The sequence below is a fragment of the Faecalibacterium sp. I4-1-79 genome (assembly GCF_023347235.1).
Taxonomy (GTDB): domain Bacteria; phylum Bacillota; class Clostridia; order Oscillospirales; family Ruminococcaceae; genus Faecalibacterium; species Faecalibacterium tardum.
On record NZ_CP094467.1, the window covers coordinates 1,858,178 to 1,872,388 of the forward strand.

Below are 14,211 nucleotides of genomic sequence, written 5' to 3' on the forward strand. Positions count from 1 at the left end.
GCACATGGTACATTTTGTAGGTGCCGGGCCCGGCGCACCGGATCTTATCACCCAGCGCGGTGCAGCATTTTTACAGGCCGCAGACTGCATTATTTATGCAGGCAGTCTGGTCAACCCGGCGCTTCTGGGGCTGGCAAAGCCGGGATGTGCTATCTATAACAGCGCCGAGATGACGCTGGAGCAGGTACTGGACGTGATGCATCGGATGGAGAACGCAGGCAAAACCACCGTGCGTCTGCACACCGGCGACCCCTGCCTGTACGGTGCCATCCGGGAGCAGATGGATGCACTGGACGCAGACGGCATTTGTTACGATGATACCCCCGGTGTTTCCAGCTTTTGCGGCGCTGCCGCCGCGCTGAACGCCGAGTATACTTTACCCACGGTCAGCCAGACGGTCATTATCACCCGCATGGAAGGGCGTACCCCTGTGCCGGAGCGGGAAAGGCTGGCAAGCCTTGCCGCCCACGGCGCGACCATGGTGATCTTCCTGTCCATCGGGCTGATCGATAAGGTGCAGACGGCGCTTTTGCAGGGTGCGTACACACCGGACACCCCCGCTGCCGTAGTGTACAAGGCCAGCTGGCCGGAAGAAAAAATCGTGCGGTGCACAGTTGGTTCTTTGGCCGAGAGCACCCGTGCAGCGGGCATTACCAAAACGGCGCTTATCGTGGTAGGGGATTTTCTCGGCAAGCAGTACGAGCGCAGCAAGCTGTACGATCCCGCCTTTACCACCGAGTTCCGCAAGGGAGAACCGGTATGACCCGCGCCTATCTTGCCTTTACGGAGACCGGCCTTGCGCTGGCAAAACGCCTTGCCGTCAGCCTGCCCGGCAGCGTTGCCCGGTGCGGACAGAACGGTATATCGCTGGCAGAATGGACAAGTTCACAGTTTGTGCAGTCGGATGCGCTGATATTTGTAGGGGCTGTGGGCATTGCGGTGCGGGCTATCGCGCCCCACTGCAAGAGCAAGACCACCGACCCGGCTGTGGTGGTGGTGGACGAATGCGGGCGCTTTGCCGTGCCCATTTTGTCCGGGCATCTGGGCGGTGCAAACGATCTTGCGCGGGCCATTGCCGCTGTATGCGGAGCCGTGCCGGTGATCACCACCGCCACCGATGCCCACGGCATTTTTGCGGTGGACGAGTGGGCAAAACACCAAAACTGCATGGTACTGGAGCCGGAACGCATCAAGCTGGTCAGCAGCAAATTACTGGCCGGGCAACCGGTCTATTACCGGGCTGATTTCCCGGTAACAGGCACCGTGCCCGCAGGGTTATTCCCCACTGATACCCCGGAAAAAGCCGACTTTGCACTCACCCTTTGCCCCACCGGGCAGGCACTGCATCTTGTGCCGCGCATCGGGGTGCTGGGCATCGGCTGCAAGCGGGGCACAAGCGCTGAAACGCTGGAAGCTGCTTTTGCCGCTTTCTGCGCCCGGCACGGCTTTGCTGCGCAGGCAGTTACCGCCGCTGCAAGCATCGACCTGAAACAAAATGAACCGGGCTTGCTGGCCTTTTGTCTGGCGCACGGCTGGCCGGTGCGGTTTTACTCTGCCGCGCAGCTGCGCAGCGCGCCCGGACAGTTCACCCCCTCCACTTTTGTACAAAGTGTGACCGGAGTGGATAACGTCTGCGAGCGGGCGGCAGTGCTGGACGCAGGCGGCAACTTATTTTACCCGAAATTTGCCTGCAACGGCGTGACCTTTGCGCTGGCGTGCAGGCCCTTTGCCCCGGACTGGAGGTGGCAGAATGCTTGACGTGATGGATATTGACATTGACCGTCCCGAGAAGATAGTCTATGTCGTGGGGCTTGGCCCCGGCGATCCTTTTTATATGACCCAGCAGGCTGCAAACACGCTGGAAAGCGTTGACGCGATTTGTGGATACAAGGTCTATCTTGACCTCATCCGCAATGAATTTCCCTGCGAGGAATACTATGCCACCGGCATGACGCAGGAGCTTGACCGCTGCCGCTGGGCACTGGAAAAGGCACGCACCGGCAAGCGGGTGGCGCTGGTCTGCTCCGGCGATGCCGGGGTGTACGGCATGGCAAGCCCCCTGCTGGAACTTGCCCCGGACTACCCGGATGTTGCCGTGGAAGTTGTGCCCGGGCTGACCGCTGCCCTCAGCGGCGGGGCAGTGCTGGGCGCACCGCTGGCGCACGATTTCTGCGTCATTTCCCTTTCCGATCGGCTGACCCCGTGGGAAATCATTGAGAAGCGGCTGGCCTGCGCCGCTATGGGGGATTTCTGCGTTGCGCTGTATAATCCCTCCTCCAAGGGCAGACCGGACTATCTGGCAAAGGCGGTGCGCATTCTGCTGAAAAACGGCAAAAGCGCCGATACCGTCTGCGGCATCGTGCGCAACATTGGCCGGGAGGGTCAGACCGCCCGCGTTCTGACCCTTGCCCAGCTGGAAAACACTGCGGTGGATATGTTTACCACCGTGTACATCGGCAACGCCGCCACAAAACAGCTGGGCGACAGAATGGTCACGCCACGGGGGTACCACAGATGAAGGCGGTGGTTTTCAGCGGCACGACCGAGGGGCGGGTGTTCTCCCGGCAGCTGGCGGCGCTGGGAGCGGAGGTTCTGGTCAGTGTCGCCACCCCGCTGGGTGCAGAGGAACAGGGCGAAGCAGACGGCATTACAGTGCACTGCGGTCGGCTGACTACCGAGGAAATGACCGCCCTTTTGCAGGGCACTGCCCTGTGCGTGGACGCCACCCACCCCTATGCGGTGGACGCCACTAAAAACATCCGGGCAGCGTGTGCCGCTGTCGGGGTGGAGTACCACCGGCTGCTGCGGGAAGAAAGCCCGCTGCCTGCCGGGAGCATGGTGTTTGCCACCGCCGCCCACGCCGCCGCGTTTCTGGCCGGATGCAGTGGCAATGTGCTGCTGACCACCGGTGCAAAAGAGCTTGCCGCTTTTGCAGCGCTCGGCCCGGAGCGGCTGTTTCCCCGGGTGCTGCCCACGCGGGAGGGCATTGCCGCCTGCGAGGCCGCCGGTATCCCGCATAAAAACATCATTGCCATGCAGGGGCCATTCACCTATGCGCTGAACTGCGCTCTGATGAAGCAATTCTCCATCCGGTATCTGGTCACGAAGGACGGCGGTGCTGTGGGCGGCTTTGCCGAAAAGGCACAGGCCGCGCAGGACACCGGTGCACAGCTGATCGTGGTGCGCCGCCCGGCTGAAAACGGACAAACTGCTGCACAAATTCTGACACGCTGCAAGGAGGTTCTGGTATGATCTCTCTCATCGGAATGGGCTCTGGCTGCCCGGAAAGCCTGACCGTGCAAGGGCTGGACGCACTGCAAAGCGCAGGGCTGATTCTTGGAGCAAAGCGCCTGTTGGAGCATCTGCCGGCGGGGTGCACTGACAACTGCAAAGCCGTGTATAAGCCGGAGGAAATCCTTGTGTGTCTTGCCGCACAGCCGGACACCGACACCGCTGTTTTGTACAGCGGCGACACCGGGTTTTACTCCGGTGCGGCAAAGCTGCTGCCCCTGCTGCGGACCATGGGATACTCTGTCCGGGTGCTGCCCGGGCTTTCCAGTGTGCAGCTTTTAGCCGCCGCTGTGGGACGCCCTTGGCAGGACTGGAAGCTGGTATCTGCCCATGGCCGTGTCTGCGACCCGGCAGCCGAAGTTTTGTCGCATCCACAGGTATTTTTTCTTACCGGCGGCGGGGACTCCCCTGCCACCCTTTGCGCCAAACTGACCGCCGCCGGGCTGGGCGCTGCTCACGCCCTTGTGGGTGAAAACCTTGGCACTCCGGCAGAAGCCATCCGCTTTGGCCTTGCCCGGGAACTGGCAGAGCAAACCTTTGCACCGCTGAGCGTCTTGCTCATCGAACGGGAGACTTTGCCGCCCCACCGCACCCCCGGCCTGCCGGACGATGCTTTCATCCGGGGCGCTGTGCCCATGACAAAGCAGGAGGTTCGCGCCGCCGCACTGGCAAAGCTGGCGGTCACCCCCACGGACACCCTATGGGACGTGGGCGCGGGCACCGGCAGCGTGAGCGTGGAGCTGGCGCTTGCCGCCCCTGCCGGGCAGATATACGCCATAGAGTGTGACCCGGAAGCCTGTGCGCTCATCCAGAAAAACCGGGAGAAATTTGCAGCTTATAATCTGACCCTGATCGAGGGCAAAGCCCCTGAAGCTTTGGACATGTTGCCTGCCCCGGATGCTGTATTCATCGGCGGCACAAAGGGCAATATGGACGCTGTTATAGACGCCGTGCTGCACAAAAATCCTGTTGCGCGGCTGTGCATTGCCGCCATTGCGCTGGAAACGCTCAGCACCGCCGTGGCTGCTCTGACCGCTCACGGCCTTGCCGCAGAGGTGACACAGATCTCCGTCAGCCGCACAAAAGCGGCGGGCAGTCTGCATTTGCTGATGGCTAACAACCCGGTGTTTCTCATTACGGGGGCACGGACATGATGCAGTTTCTCATCGCCGCGCCGCGTTCCGGCAGCGGTAAGACCACCGTTACCTGTGCAGTGCTTACCGCCTTGCAGCGGCGCGGGACTGACCCCTGCGCCTTCAAGTGCGGACCGGATTATATCGACCCTATGTTTCACCGCAGTGCGCTGGGGGTGGAAAGCCACAACTTAGACCTCTACCTCTCCGCCCCGGATACAGTGCGCACGCTTTACGCCCGGTATGCCGCCGGGCACGGCGCTGCCGTATGCGAGGGTGCCATGGGCTTTTACGACGGGCAGGGACTGACCACCCGCGCAAGCGCTTGGGAGCTGGCCGACACGCTGACGCTGCCGGTTCTGCTGGTGGTACAGCCCAAAGGTGCAAGCATCACCCTTGCCGCCGAGCTGCGGGGGCTTTTGCAGTTCCGCACACCCAGCCATATCGTTGGCATTCTGCTCAATGATTGCTCTGAGTTCTTATACAAAACGCTGCGCCCGATGCTGGAAGCCGAGACCGGTCTGCCGGTGGTGGGGTATCTACCCCATCTGCCGGGATGCGCTATTGAGAGCCGTCACCTCGGGCTGAAAACCGCCGGCGAGGTTGCGGACTTACAGCAAAAGCTGGGCAAGCTTGCCGATGCTCTTGTGCTGAACTGGGCACAGCTGGCAGCACTGACCGACCGCCCTGCCCCGGCTGCGCCGCCGCTTGCCGCGCCGTGCGCACCCGCCGTGCGCATTGCCGTGGCGCGGGACGAAGCCTTCTGCTTTGCCTATGCCGAAACACTGGACGCCTTGCGGGACGCGGGTGCAGAACTTGTGTTTTTCAGCCCGCTGCGGGATGCATCTCTGCCAGAAAATATCGGCGGGCTGTACCTACCCGGGGGCTACCCGGAGTTGTACGCCCGGCAGCTGAGTGAAAACCGCGCCCTGCGTGCCGCTGTCCGGGAGGCTGTTCAGAATGGTCTGCCCACTGCTGCCGAGTGCGGCGGCTTTTTGTACTTAGGGCAGGCGCTGGAGGGCACAGACGGCAAGGCATACCCCATGGCAGGTGTGCTGCCGGGCAGCGGGCACAACACCGGGCGGCTGGTGCGCTTTGGCTATGCCGTCATGACGGCAAAGGCTGGCAGTATGCTTTTCTGCGCCGGAGAAGCGCTGCCCATCCATGAATTCCACCACTGGGATTCCTCCGAAAACGGTGCAGACTTTTCTGTGCGCAAAACCGAAAAAAGACAGTGGGAATGCAGCTTTGCAAACGCGCATTTGTATGCCGGTTTCCCGCATCTTTACTGGGCAGGCACTGCCCTGCCCCGCCGCTTTGTACAGGCGGCGCGGCACTTTTTAAAACACAAAGGATGACGAAAATGACCGAAGCTGAACTGATGCAGTTGCTTGCTGCCATCACCCCGCCGGACGACGCTGCCCGTGCTGCCGCCCATGCCCACTGGGCAAGCCTTGCCAAGCCCTTGGGCGGGCTGGGCGCGTTGGAAACGCTGCTGGAAGATGCCGCCGCTTTGACCGGAACGGCGCAGTTTGATTTTTCCCGCCGGGCGGTGGCAGTGCTCTGCGCGGACAACGGCGTTGTGGCGCAGGGTGTAAGCCAGACCGATCAGAGCGTGACCCGCACCGTAGCCGAGAACCTTGCCGCGCGGCGCACCAGCGTCTGCCGGATGGCGCAGGCGGCGCACTGCGATGTGCTGCCGGTGGATATGGGCATCGCCAGTGCGCCGGTGCTCGGCGTGCTGGACCACCGCGTTGCCGCCGGAACTGCGGACTTTACCAAAGGCCCTGCCATGACCCGTGCCGAGGCAGTGGAGGCTATTGGGCGGGGCCTTGCCCTGACCCGGCAGCTTGCCGCCGAGGGTTACGGGCTGGTGGCTACCGGCGAGATGGGCATTGGCAACACCACCACCTCCAGCGCCGTGGCTGCCGTGCTGCTGGCACAGCCGGTGCAGACCATGACCGGGCGCGGCGCAGGGCTTTCCGATGCAGGGCTTGCCCGCAAGGTTGATGCCATCCGGCGGGGCATCGCTTGCAACAGCCCTGACCCCGATGATGCCTTGGACGTCCTGAGCAAGCTGGGCGGCTTTGATATCGCCGGGATGTGCGGGATGTTTCTGGGCGGGGCGCTGGCAGGCATACCCGTACTGATGGATGGGTTTATCAGCGGGGTGGCGGCGCTGTGTGCTGTGCGGCTGTGCCCGGCAGCATCCAAGGCCGTGTTTGCCAGTCACTGCTCCACCGAGCCTGCCGCCCGGCTAGTGCTGGAAGCACTGGGCAAAACACCCCTGCTTACCGCCGGACTGCATCTGGGCGAGGGCACGGGCGCGGTGGCCAGTATCCCTCTGTGGGACATGGCACTGGCAGTGTACAAGGGGTGCTATTCCTTTGCGGAGGGCGGCATTGCGCCGTATACGCCCCAATGCTGACGCTGGTGCTGGGCGGCGCTGCCAGCGGCAAGAGCGAATACGCCGAAACCCTTGTGCTGCGCAGTGCTTTGCCGCGGTACTATCTGGCAACCATGCAGGTGTGGGATGCCGAGTGCGCCGCCCGGGTGGAAAAGCACCGCAAAATGCGCGCTGCGAAGCAGTTTGAGACCATCGAGTGCCCGCTGTATCTGGATGCTGTGCGTCTGCCGCGTCGGGGCACTGCGCTACTGGAGGACTTGGGCAACCTGACCGCCAACGAGCTGTACGACCCCGCCGGGGCGGGCGATGCCGCCGCCGAGCACATTTTGCAAGGACTAGATGCCCTTGCAGCGCAGTGCGAAAATTTAGTTATTGTCTCTAACGAGGTTTTCAGTGGCGGCGCGGACTATGCCGGAGACACGGACCGCTATTTGCTGGCGCTGGCACAGGTGAACAACGCCCTTGCCGCCCGGGCAGATGCCGTGGTGCGGGTGGTGTGCGGCGTCCCTGTCTATTATAAAGGAGTGGAAAAATGATCGTTTTGCAGACTATTGCGGTGGCCTTTGCCATGTTTTCGGCGGTGCCGGTGCCGCAGTTTGCGTGGAACGAAAAGAATATGCGGTACGCGCTGTGCGCCTTTCCGCTGGTGGGGCTTTTATGCGGGGCGCTGTGGTGCGTGTGCGGGGTGCTGCCGCTGCCTGCCCCGGCGCGGGCGGCAGGGTTCTGCCTTGTGCCGGTGTGGGTGACCGGCGGCATCCATCTGGATGGCTACGCCGACACCTGTGACGCCCTTGCCAGCTACGGCGACCGGGAAAAGAAGCTGGAAATTTTAAAAGACCCGCACTGCGGTGCCTTTGCCGTTATCCGGCTGTGCAGCTATTTTGCGGCTTACCTCTGCCTTGCCGCCTGCGTGCAGTTCACGTCTCGGGTGGGTGCGCTTTGGACGCTGGCGCTGGTTTTGGAGCGAGCGCTTTCCGGCCTTGCGGTGGCGGCCTTTCCCATGGCGAAAAACACCGGCCTTGCCCACACCTTTGCCTGTGCCGCTGACCGCACCGCCGTGCGCAATGTGCTGGCAGTGCTGGCAATACTGCTTTGCGGGGCGCTGCTGGCTTTAGGCGGCGGGGCACTGGCGGCAGTTGCAATTTTGTTGTTTTTGTGGTATCACCATGTAGCTGTGCAGCAGCTGGGCGGCATTACCGGCGATTTAGCCGGGTGGTTTTTGCAAAAGACTGAGCTGTGGATGCTGGCGGCGCTGTGCGCCTGCCAATGGGGAGGGCTGTTATGATCTTTATCACCGGGCCGCTTTACAGCGGCAAGCGTACCTTTGCCCGCACCCTGACCGGCCGCTGCATCGCGGATGCGCAGCAGCTTGCCGCCGGGTGCAAAGACAACGCTGAACTTGAGAAACTTGCGGACAAATTATCCGCTTATGATATCGTGCTGTCCACCGAGGTGGGCGGCGGTGTGGTGCCCATAGACCCGGCAGAGCGTGCCGCGCGGGAAAATGCCGGGCGGCTGGCCTGTATGCTGGCGGCGCGCGCTAAGTGCGTGGTGCAGATGTTTTGCGGCATCCCCACCGTTTTGAAAGGAGAATTGCCGGAATGCTGATCTATTTATTGCGCCACGGGCTGACCGAATACAACGCCGAAAAGCGTTATCAGGGGCAGCGGGATATCCCGCTTTCTGCCGCCGGGCGCGCTATGCTATGCCGGGCGGACATCTCCCCCAAGACCGTGTACATCACTCCTCTTTGCCGCACCCGGCAGACCGCTGAGGTGCTGTTCCCGGGCGCAAGGCTTATAGAAATAGACGGGCTGAAGGAGATGTGTTTTGGCAGCTTTGAGGGGAGAAACTATATTGAAATGGAGCACGACCCGGACTACCTTGCATGGGTAGCCGCCAACTGCGAAAGCCCCTGCCCGGACGGCGAGACCAAGGCCGCTTTTTGTGAGCGTATCTGCGCGGCTTTTTCTGCACTGGTAGACAAAGCTCTTGCGGACGGCGAGGAGATGCTGGTCATCTTAGCCCACGGCGGCACCCAGATGGCTGCCATGGAACGCTATGCCCTGCCGCACAAGGATTATTACGAATGGTGCGCCCCCAACGCCGGCGGCTTTGTGCTGGATGCCAAGGATTGGGCGGCAAAGCGGGTGCTGCATCTGGTAAAGACCGTACAGTACACGAAGGAGGCACGGGAATGATCGGCTACGCGGTACTGGGCGGCTTTGTGCTGGATGCCGTTTTCGGCGACCCTGCGTGGCTTCCGCATCCGGTAGTGTACATGGGCAAGGCCATCTCTACGCTGGAAAAAGGGCTGCGTGCCCGCCTGCCCAAAACGCCGGAGGGCGAGCTTTGGGGCGGACGTATCTTAGCCTTTTGTCTGCCGGTGGGTACCTTTGCGCTCACAAGCCTTGTCTGCATAGGAGCCGCCGCCCTGCACCCGCTGCTGGGGCTGGCAGTACAGATGTTCTGGTGCGGGCAGGCACTGGCGGCAAAGGGGCTTGTGCAGGAGAGTACGAACGTCTACCGGGAGCTGCTAAAACCCGACCTGCCTGCCGCCCGCACTGCCGTAAGCCGCATCGTGGGGCGGGATACGCAGGCACTGACTGCGGAAGGCGTGACCAAAGCCGCTGTGGAGACCGTGGCGGAAAACGCCAGCGATGGCGTGATCGCGCCGCTGTTGTATATGCTGCTGGGCGGCGCTCCGCTGGCGCTCACCTACAAAGCCATCAACACCATGGACAGCATGGTGGGCTACAAAAACGAGCGATATCTGCACTTTGGGCGTGCGGCGGCAAAGCTGGATGATATTGCGAACTTTTTGCCCAGCCGCATTGCCGCCCTGCTGTGGGTAGCCGCTGCCGCCCTGACCGGCAACGATGCCCGCAATGCGTGGCGCATCTGGCGGCGGGACAGGCGCAACCACGCCAGCCCCAACAGCGCCCAGACCGAGAGCGCCTGCGCCGGTGCACTGAACGTGCAGCTGGCGGGGCCTGCCTACTATTTTGGTGAATACTACAAAAAGCCCACCATCGGCGATGCCGTGCGTCCCATTGAGCCGGAGGATATCCGCCGCGCGGACCGCATGATGTACGCCGAAAGCCTGCTGGCGCTGGCGCTTGGGCTGGTGATACGAGGTATTTTATGATGCAGCTTGTACATGGCGGCGACTGGGCCGGTTACCGGGCGCAGTACGGACAGGACGCGCTGGACTTTTCGGCCAATGTCAGCCCGCTGGGGCTGCCGGAGGGGGTGGCAACGGCCATTACTGCCGCGCTTGCCACCGCCGACCGCTACCCCGACCCCCTTTGCCGTGCTTTGCGGGCAAAGCTGGCAGTGCACGAGAAGGTGCCCATGGAGCACATCCTCTGCGGCAACGGCGCGGCAGACCTCATCTTCCGGCTGGTGTGGGCGGCAAAGCCCCGCACCGCCCTGCTGCCCGCCCCTACCTTTGCGGAGTATGCCGCCGCGCTGGAAACGGCAGGCTGCACCGTCCGGCGGCATTTTCTGCAGGAAAAAGAAGATTTTGCGGTGACAGAAGCGTTTGTTTCCGCAGTGGACGAGGACACCGACATGGTATTCCTCTGCCAGCCCAATAACCCCACCGGGCAGCTGACGCCGCTAGCGCTGGTGGAGGCGCTGCTGCGTCGGTGCGAACGCTGTGGTGCACTGCTGGTGGTGGACGAGTGCTTTCTGGACTTTCTGCCGCAAAGTGAGGTGCTGTCTGCCAAAAAGCTTCTGGCAAGCCCGAACCTCATCATCCTGAAAGCCTTTACAAAGCTGTACGGCATGGCCGGGGTGCGGCTGGGCTACTGCCTGTGCAGCAACATCGCCCTGCTGGATAAGATGCAGGCCGCCGGGCAGCCGTGGGCAGTCTCCGGCCTTGCACAGGCGGCGGGTTTGGCAGCGCTGGACGAAGCTGCCTATGTGGCCCGGGTGCAGGCGCTTATTGCGCAGCAGCGTCCTGTTTTGCGGGACTGCCTGCGCACACTGGGGCTGCGGGTGCTGGATGGCAGCGCGAATTATCTGCTGTTTCAGGCACCGGAAACGCTGGGCGAAAGCTTGCGGCAGCGCGGCATCGTGCTGCGCAGCTGCGGCAACTACCCCGGGCTGGACAGCAGCTGGTACCGCACCGCCGTGCGCACTGCGCCGGAAAACCAGCAGCTTTTAAAAACCTTACAGGAGGTGCTTGCATGAGCCGGGCAAAATGCATTATGGTACAGGGCACGATGAGCGGGGCAGGCAAAAGCCTGCTGTGCACCGCGCTGTGCCGTATTTTTGCACAGGACGGTTACCGGGTAGCCCCCTTTAAAAGCCAGAACATGGCGCTGAACAGCTTTGTCACCCGGGACGGGCTGGAAATGGGCCGGGCACAGGTGGTGCAGGCACAAGCCGCCGGCATAGAACCGGATGTGCGCATGAATCCTATTCTGCTCAAACCCAGCAGCGATGTGGGCAGTCAGGTCATCGTGAACGGCGAGGTGCGCGGACAGATGCCCGCAGCCGCCTACTTCAAGCTGAAAAAGAGCCTGATCCCGGACATTTTAGCTGCATACAACAGTCTGGCGGAAGAGATGGATATCATTGTTATTGAGGGCGCAGGCAGCCCGGCAGAGATCAACTTAAAGACAGACGATATCGTCAATATGGGGCTGGCAGAGCTGGTGGATGCACCGGTGCTGCTGGCGGGAGATATCGACCGGGGCGGCGTGTTTGCACAGCTGTACGGCACGGTAGAGCTGCTGGAGCCCGCCGAGCGGGCACGCATCAAGGGACTGGTCATCAACAAGTTCCGGGGCGATGCCGCCATCCTGAAGCCCGGCCTTACCATGCTGGAGGAAAAGACCCATCTGCCGGTGCTGGGCGTTGTGCCCTACCTGCGGGTGGATATCGAAGACGAGGACTCCCTCTCCTCCCGGCTGGAAAGCAGCACCGCCGTCAAGCCGCTGGATGCTGCCATTCTGCGGCTGCCGCATATCTCCAATTTTACGGATTTTATGCCGCTGGAGCAGCACCCGCTGCTGAGCGTGCGGTATGTGCAAAGCCCCCGGCAGCTGGGCGCACCGGATGTGGTCATTCTGCCGGGCACTAAGAATACCATTGATGACCTGCTCTGGCTGCGTCAGTGCGGGCTGGAAAGTGCCGTGCAAAAGCTGGCAGCTGCCGGCACGCCGGTGCTGGGTGTATGCGGCGGCTATCAGATGCTGGGCGAGACCCTTGCCGACCCCGAGGGCACTGAGAGCGGACGCCCGCAGACCGTGCGCGGGCTGGGGCTGCTGCCCGTCCAGACTGTGTTTACGGACGCAAAGCACCGCACACAGGATACCGCCACCGTTACCGCGCCGCAGCTGGCGGGGGCAGTGCTGACCGGCTACCAGATCCATACCGGGCGCACCGCTGTGCAGGGCGTGCCCTTCTGCCGCCTTGCGGACGGCAGCGCCGAGGGCTGCGTGCAGGGCAATGTGGCGGGCACTTATCTGCACGGGCTGTTCGATACCGGGGAGCTGACCGAAAAGTTGGTGCAGCTGCTGTGCAGCCGCAAGGGCATCTCCCCTGCCAGTGCACCGCTGCTCTCCATGGCAGAGTACCGGCAGCAGCAGTTTGACCTGTTGGCCGACGGCGTGCGCCGGGCGCTGGACATGAACGCCCTGTACGCCGCCATGGGACTGGAAAGGAGGAGCACCGTATGACCCCGCAGCATCATCTGCCCGCAGACATTGAACGAACGAGCCTTTCTATCATCACCGCGGAGCTGGAAGCACTGGGTCTGACCCCGCCGCCGGAGACTGCCGCCGTGGTCAAGCGGGTGATCCACACCACCGCAGATTTCGACTACGCCCGTAATCTGCGGTTTACCCCCGGCGCGGTAGCAGCGGGCGTGGCGGCGCTGCAAGCCGCTGCACCCATCGTTACCGACACCAACATGGCGCTTTCCGGCATTACAAAGCCGGGCCTTGCGCGGCTGGGCGGCACCGCGCTGTGCTACATGGCAGACCCGGAGGTAGCCGCGCTGGCAAAGGCCAACGGCACCACCCGGGCGGTGGCGTCCATGCAAAGAGCCGCCGCCGAGCATCCCGGTGCCATTCTTGCGGTGGGCAACGCACCCACAGCACTGCTGACCATTGCCGACCTGATTGAAACCGCCGGACTGCGCCCTGCGCTGGTCATCGGGGTGCCGGTGGGCTTTGTGAACGTAGTGGAGAGCAAGGAGCGGCTGTTTGAGGTGTGCACCGCCCACGGCGTGCCCGCCATTGTTGCCATGGGGCGCAAGGGCGGCAGCAACGTTGCCGCTGCCATTTGCAACGCGCTGGTGTATTCCGCTGCCGGGATGCTGGACCCCACCGACCGGGGATGGAAATAATATTTTTATTGTTCGCGTTTGAAGCGCTCTGCGGAACGCTTCAAACGCTTTTTTCAGCCAATTCTCCCCTAGATGGGTATACTTTCATTGGCTGGCATGGTATACTCGGCTTAGTTCAACAAATCGGAATTTAAGGAGGTTCTGTTATGCGCACGGAGAAGAAATCCTACCGGTCTAGGATGGATCCTATTGTTGCTTTAGTTTTGATCTTCGCTGTACTAAAAGTAACAGGATTGATTTCGTGGTCATGGCTATGGGTACTCAGCCCGATTTGGATTACCCTTTTGATTTTCGCTGCTATTTTTTCTTTCATTTTGGTCGGTGGACGAATCGTTAAAGGAAAATGGTAGCTTCCAGTTTGCCGCACTCATTATTTTTCTTTCTTGTAAAAACGGGATACCGGAGCGTCCACAGACGTTCCGGTATCCCGTTTTTATCTATAATTCTTCTCTTTTTATTTACGGCTGCGCGCAGGGTGGCGGTGGAGGGCACAGTAATAGCCGAAGGCGGTACCGCACAAGCCGCCCACGATGTGCATAAAGTTTGCTACGTTATCGTGCACAAAGATGATATCATACACCTGCTGGCCGAAATACAGCGCCGCCACCAGCAGCATGGTGACCGGGATGCCGCCGGAAAAGCCCGCCAGCGAGGACAGCATAATCAGCATGAACACGATGCCGGATGCACCCAACAGCCCCGTGTTGGGGAACAGGATGCATTGCAGCACGCCGGTGACCAGCGCGGTGAACAGAATGCCCTTGAGCAGCGGAATGCTGCCGTATTTTTCCTCCATGGGCGGGCCCACTACCAACAGCAGCAGCATATTGTTGAGAAAATGCTCCCAGTTGGCATGACCCAGCACATGGCCGAACAGTCGGATGTAGCCCAGCGGGTCTCGCCACGAGGAGCGGTACACGCAGAAGAGGTTCATGGTGCTCCAGCCGTCCGTCCAGCCGTCTGCCAGCAGCACCAGCATGGACAGCAGAAAAAAGGTAAGGATCACCGGCGAGTTATAC

At 61.8% G+C, this 14,211-nt stretch carries 17 protein-coding genes; 16 read left to right on the forward strand and 1 reads right to left on the reverse strand.

The genetic code is table 11. The annotated features are described in order from the left end of the window. Positions 1–4: 4 nt before the first annotated feature. From cobM to MTP36_RS09295, 16 genes are all read left to right on the forward strand, one after another. Positions 5–763, forward strand: a complete 759-nt coding sequence (cobM, locus tag MTP36_RS09220; RefSeq protein ID WP_249248421.1) for a precorrin-4 C(11)-methyltransferase — start codon at positions 5–7, stop codon at positions 761–763. Further along, entirely contained in the window at positions 760–1,758 is a 999-nt protein-coding gene (locus MTP36_RS09225) for a cobalt-precorrin 5A hydrolase (RefSeq protein ID WP_249248453.1), read from the forward strand. The genes cobM and MTP36_RS09225 overlap by 4 nt, the downstream gene beginning before the upstream one ends. Further along, on the forward strand, positions 1,751–2,518 hold the full coding sequence (gene cobJ / locus MTP36_RS09230; RefSeq protein WP_249248460.1) for a precorrin-3B C(17)-methyltransferase: 768 nt from the start codon (positions 1,751–1,753) through the stop codon (positions 2,516–2,518). Before MTP36_RS09225 ends, cobJ begins: the two co-directional genes overlap by 8 nt. Then, on the forward strand, positions 2,515–3,252 hold the full coding sequence (gene cobK / locus MTP36_RS09235; RefSeq protein WP_249248465.1) for a precorrin-6A reductase: 738 nt from the start codon (positions 2,515–2,517) through the stop codon (positions 3,250–3,252). The genes cobJ and cobK overlap by 4 nt, the downstream gene beginning before the upstream one ends. Beyond that, positions 3,249–4,445: a precorrin-6y C5,15-methyltransferase (decarboxylating) subunit CbiE gene (gene cbiE, locus MTP36_RS09240; RefSeq protein WP_249248474.1), complete on the forward strand. Its 1,197-nt coding sequence runs from the start codon at positions 3,249–3,251 to the stop codon at positions 4,443–4,445. Before cobK ends, cbiE begins: the two co-directional genes overlap by 4 nt. Further along, on the forward strand, positions 4,442–5,782 hold the full coding sequence (locus MTP36_RS09245; protein WP_249248486.1) for a cobyrinate a,c-diamide synthase: 1,341 nt from the start codon (positions 4,442–4,444) through the stop codon (positions 5,780–5,782). Before cbiE ends, MTP36_RS09245 begins: the two co-directional genes overlap by 4 nt. A gap of 5 nt (positions 5,783–5,787) precedes the next feature. Then, the gene (gene cobT, locus MTP36_RS09250) at positions 5,788–6,852 is read left to right on the forward strand and encodes a nicotinate-nucleotide--dimethylbenzimidazole phosphoribosyltransferase (protein ID WP_249248488.1); all 1,065 of its coding nucleotides are present in this window, start codon (positions 5,788–5,790) and stop codon (positions 6,850–6,852) included. Further along, the gene (locus tag MTP36_RS09255) at positions 6,846–7,367 is read left to right on the forward strand and encodes a bifunctional adenosylcobinamide kinase/adenosylcobinamide-phosphate guanylyltransferase (protein WP_249248491.1); all 522 of its coding nucleotides are present in this window, start codon (positions 6,846–6,848) and stop codon (positions 7,365–7,367) included. Before cobT ends, MTP36_RS09255 begins: the two co-directional genes overlap by 7 nt. Further along, on the forward strand, positions 7,364–8,116 hold the full coding sequence (locus MTP36_RS09260; protein WP_249248493.1) for an adenosylcobinamide-GDP ribazoletransferase: 753 nt from the start codon (positions 7,364–7,366) through the stop codon (positions 8,114–8,116). Before MTP36_RS09255 ends, MTP36_RS09260 begins: the two co-directional genes overlap by 4 nt. Further along, entirely contained in the window at positions 8,113–8,439 is a 327-nt protein-coding gene (locus MTP36_RS09265) for a bifunctional adenosylcobinamide kinase/adenosylcobinamide-phosphate guanylyltransferase (RefSeq protein WP_249248502.1), read from the forward strand. The genes MTP36_RS09260 and MTP36_RS09265 overlap by 4 nt, the downstream gene beginning before the upstream one ends. Next, the gene (locus tag MTP36_RS09270; protein WP_249248504.1) at positions 8,433–9,032 is read left to right on the forward strand and encodes a histidine phosphatase family protein; all 600 of its coding nucleotides are present in this window, start codon (positions 8,433–8,435) and stop codon (positions 9,030–9,032) included. The genes MTP36_RS09265 and MTP36_RS09270 overlap by 7 nt, the downstream gene beginning before the upstream one ends. After that, complete coding sequence (cbiB, locus tag MTP36_RS09275) at positions 9,029–9,979, forward strand: adenosylcobinamide-phosphate synthase CbiB (RefSeq protein WP_249248525.1); 951 nt, start codon at positions 9,029–9,031, stop codon at positions 9,977–9,979. The genes MTP36_RS09270 and cbiB overlap by 4 nt, the downstream gene beginning before the upstream one ends. Next, positions 9,979–11,028 carry a threonine-phosphate decarboxylase CobD gene (gene cobD, locus MTP36_RS09280; protein WP_249254418.1) on the forward strand — a complete coding sequence of 350 codons (1,050 nt, stop codon included), beginning with the start codon at positions 9,979–9,981 and terminating at the stop codon, positions 11,026–11,028. The genes cbiB and cobD overlap by 1 nt, the downstream gene beginning before the upstream one ends. Further along, positions 11,025–12,521 carry a cobyric acid synthase gene (locus MTP36_RS09285; RefSeq protein WP_249248528.1) on the forward strand — a complete coding sequence of 499 codons (1,497 nt, stop codon included), beginning with the start codon at positions 11,025–11,027 and terminating at the stop codon, positions 12,519–12,521. The genes cobD and MTP36_RS09285 overlap by 4 nt, the downstream gene beginning before the upstream one ends. Beyond that, positions 12,518–13,192, forward strand: a complete 675-nt coding sequence (locus MTP36_RS09290) for a precorrin-8X methylmutase (protein WP_097780131.1) — start codon at positions 12,518–12,520, stop codon at positions 13,190–13,192. Before MTP36_RS09285 ends, MTP36_RS09290 begins: the two co-directional genes overlap by 4 nt. Before the next feature lie 146 nt (positions 13,193–13,338). Then, the gene (locus tag MTP36_RS09295) at positions 13,339–13,542 is read left to right on the forward strand and encodes a hypothetical protein (protein WP_097780130.1); all 204 of its coding nucleotides are present in this window, start codon (positions 13,339–13,341) and stop codon (positions 13,540–13,542) included. Between the two features lie 104 nt (positions 13,543–13,646). On the opposite strand, the gene MTP36_RS09300 is transcribed toward MTP36_RS09295, so the two are convergent. Next, positions 13,647–14,198, reverse strand: coding sequence for a rhomboid family intramembrane serine protease (locus tag MTP36_RS09300; RefSeq protein WP_097780129.1), 552 nt, complete (start codon positions 14,196–14,198; stop codon positions 13,647–13,649). Between the last annotated feature and the right edge of the window lie 13 nt (positions 14,199–14,211).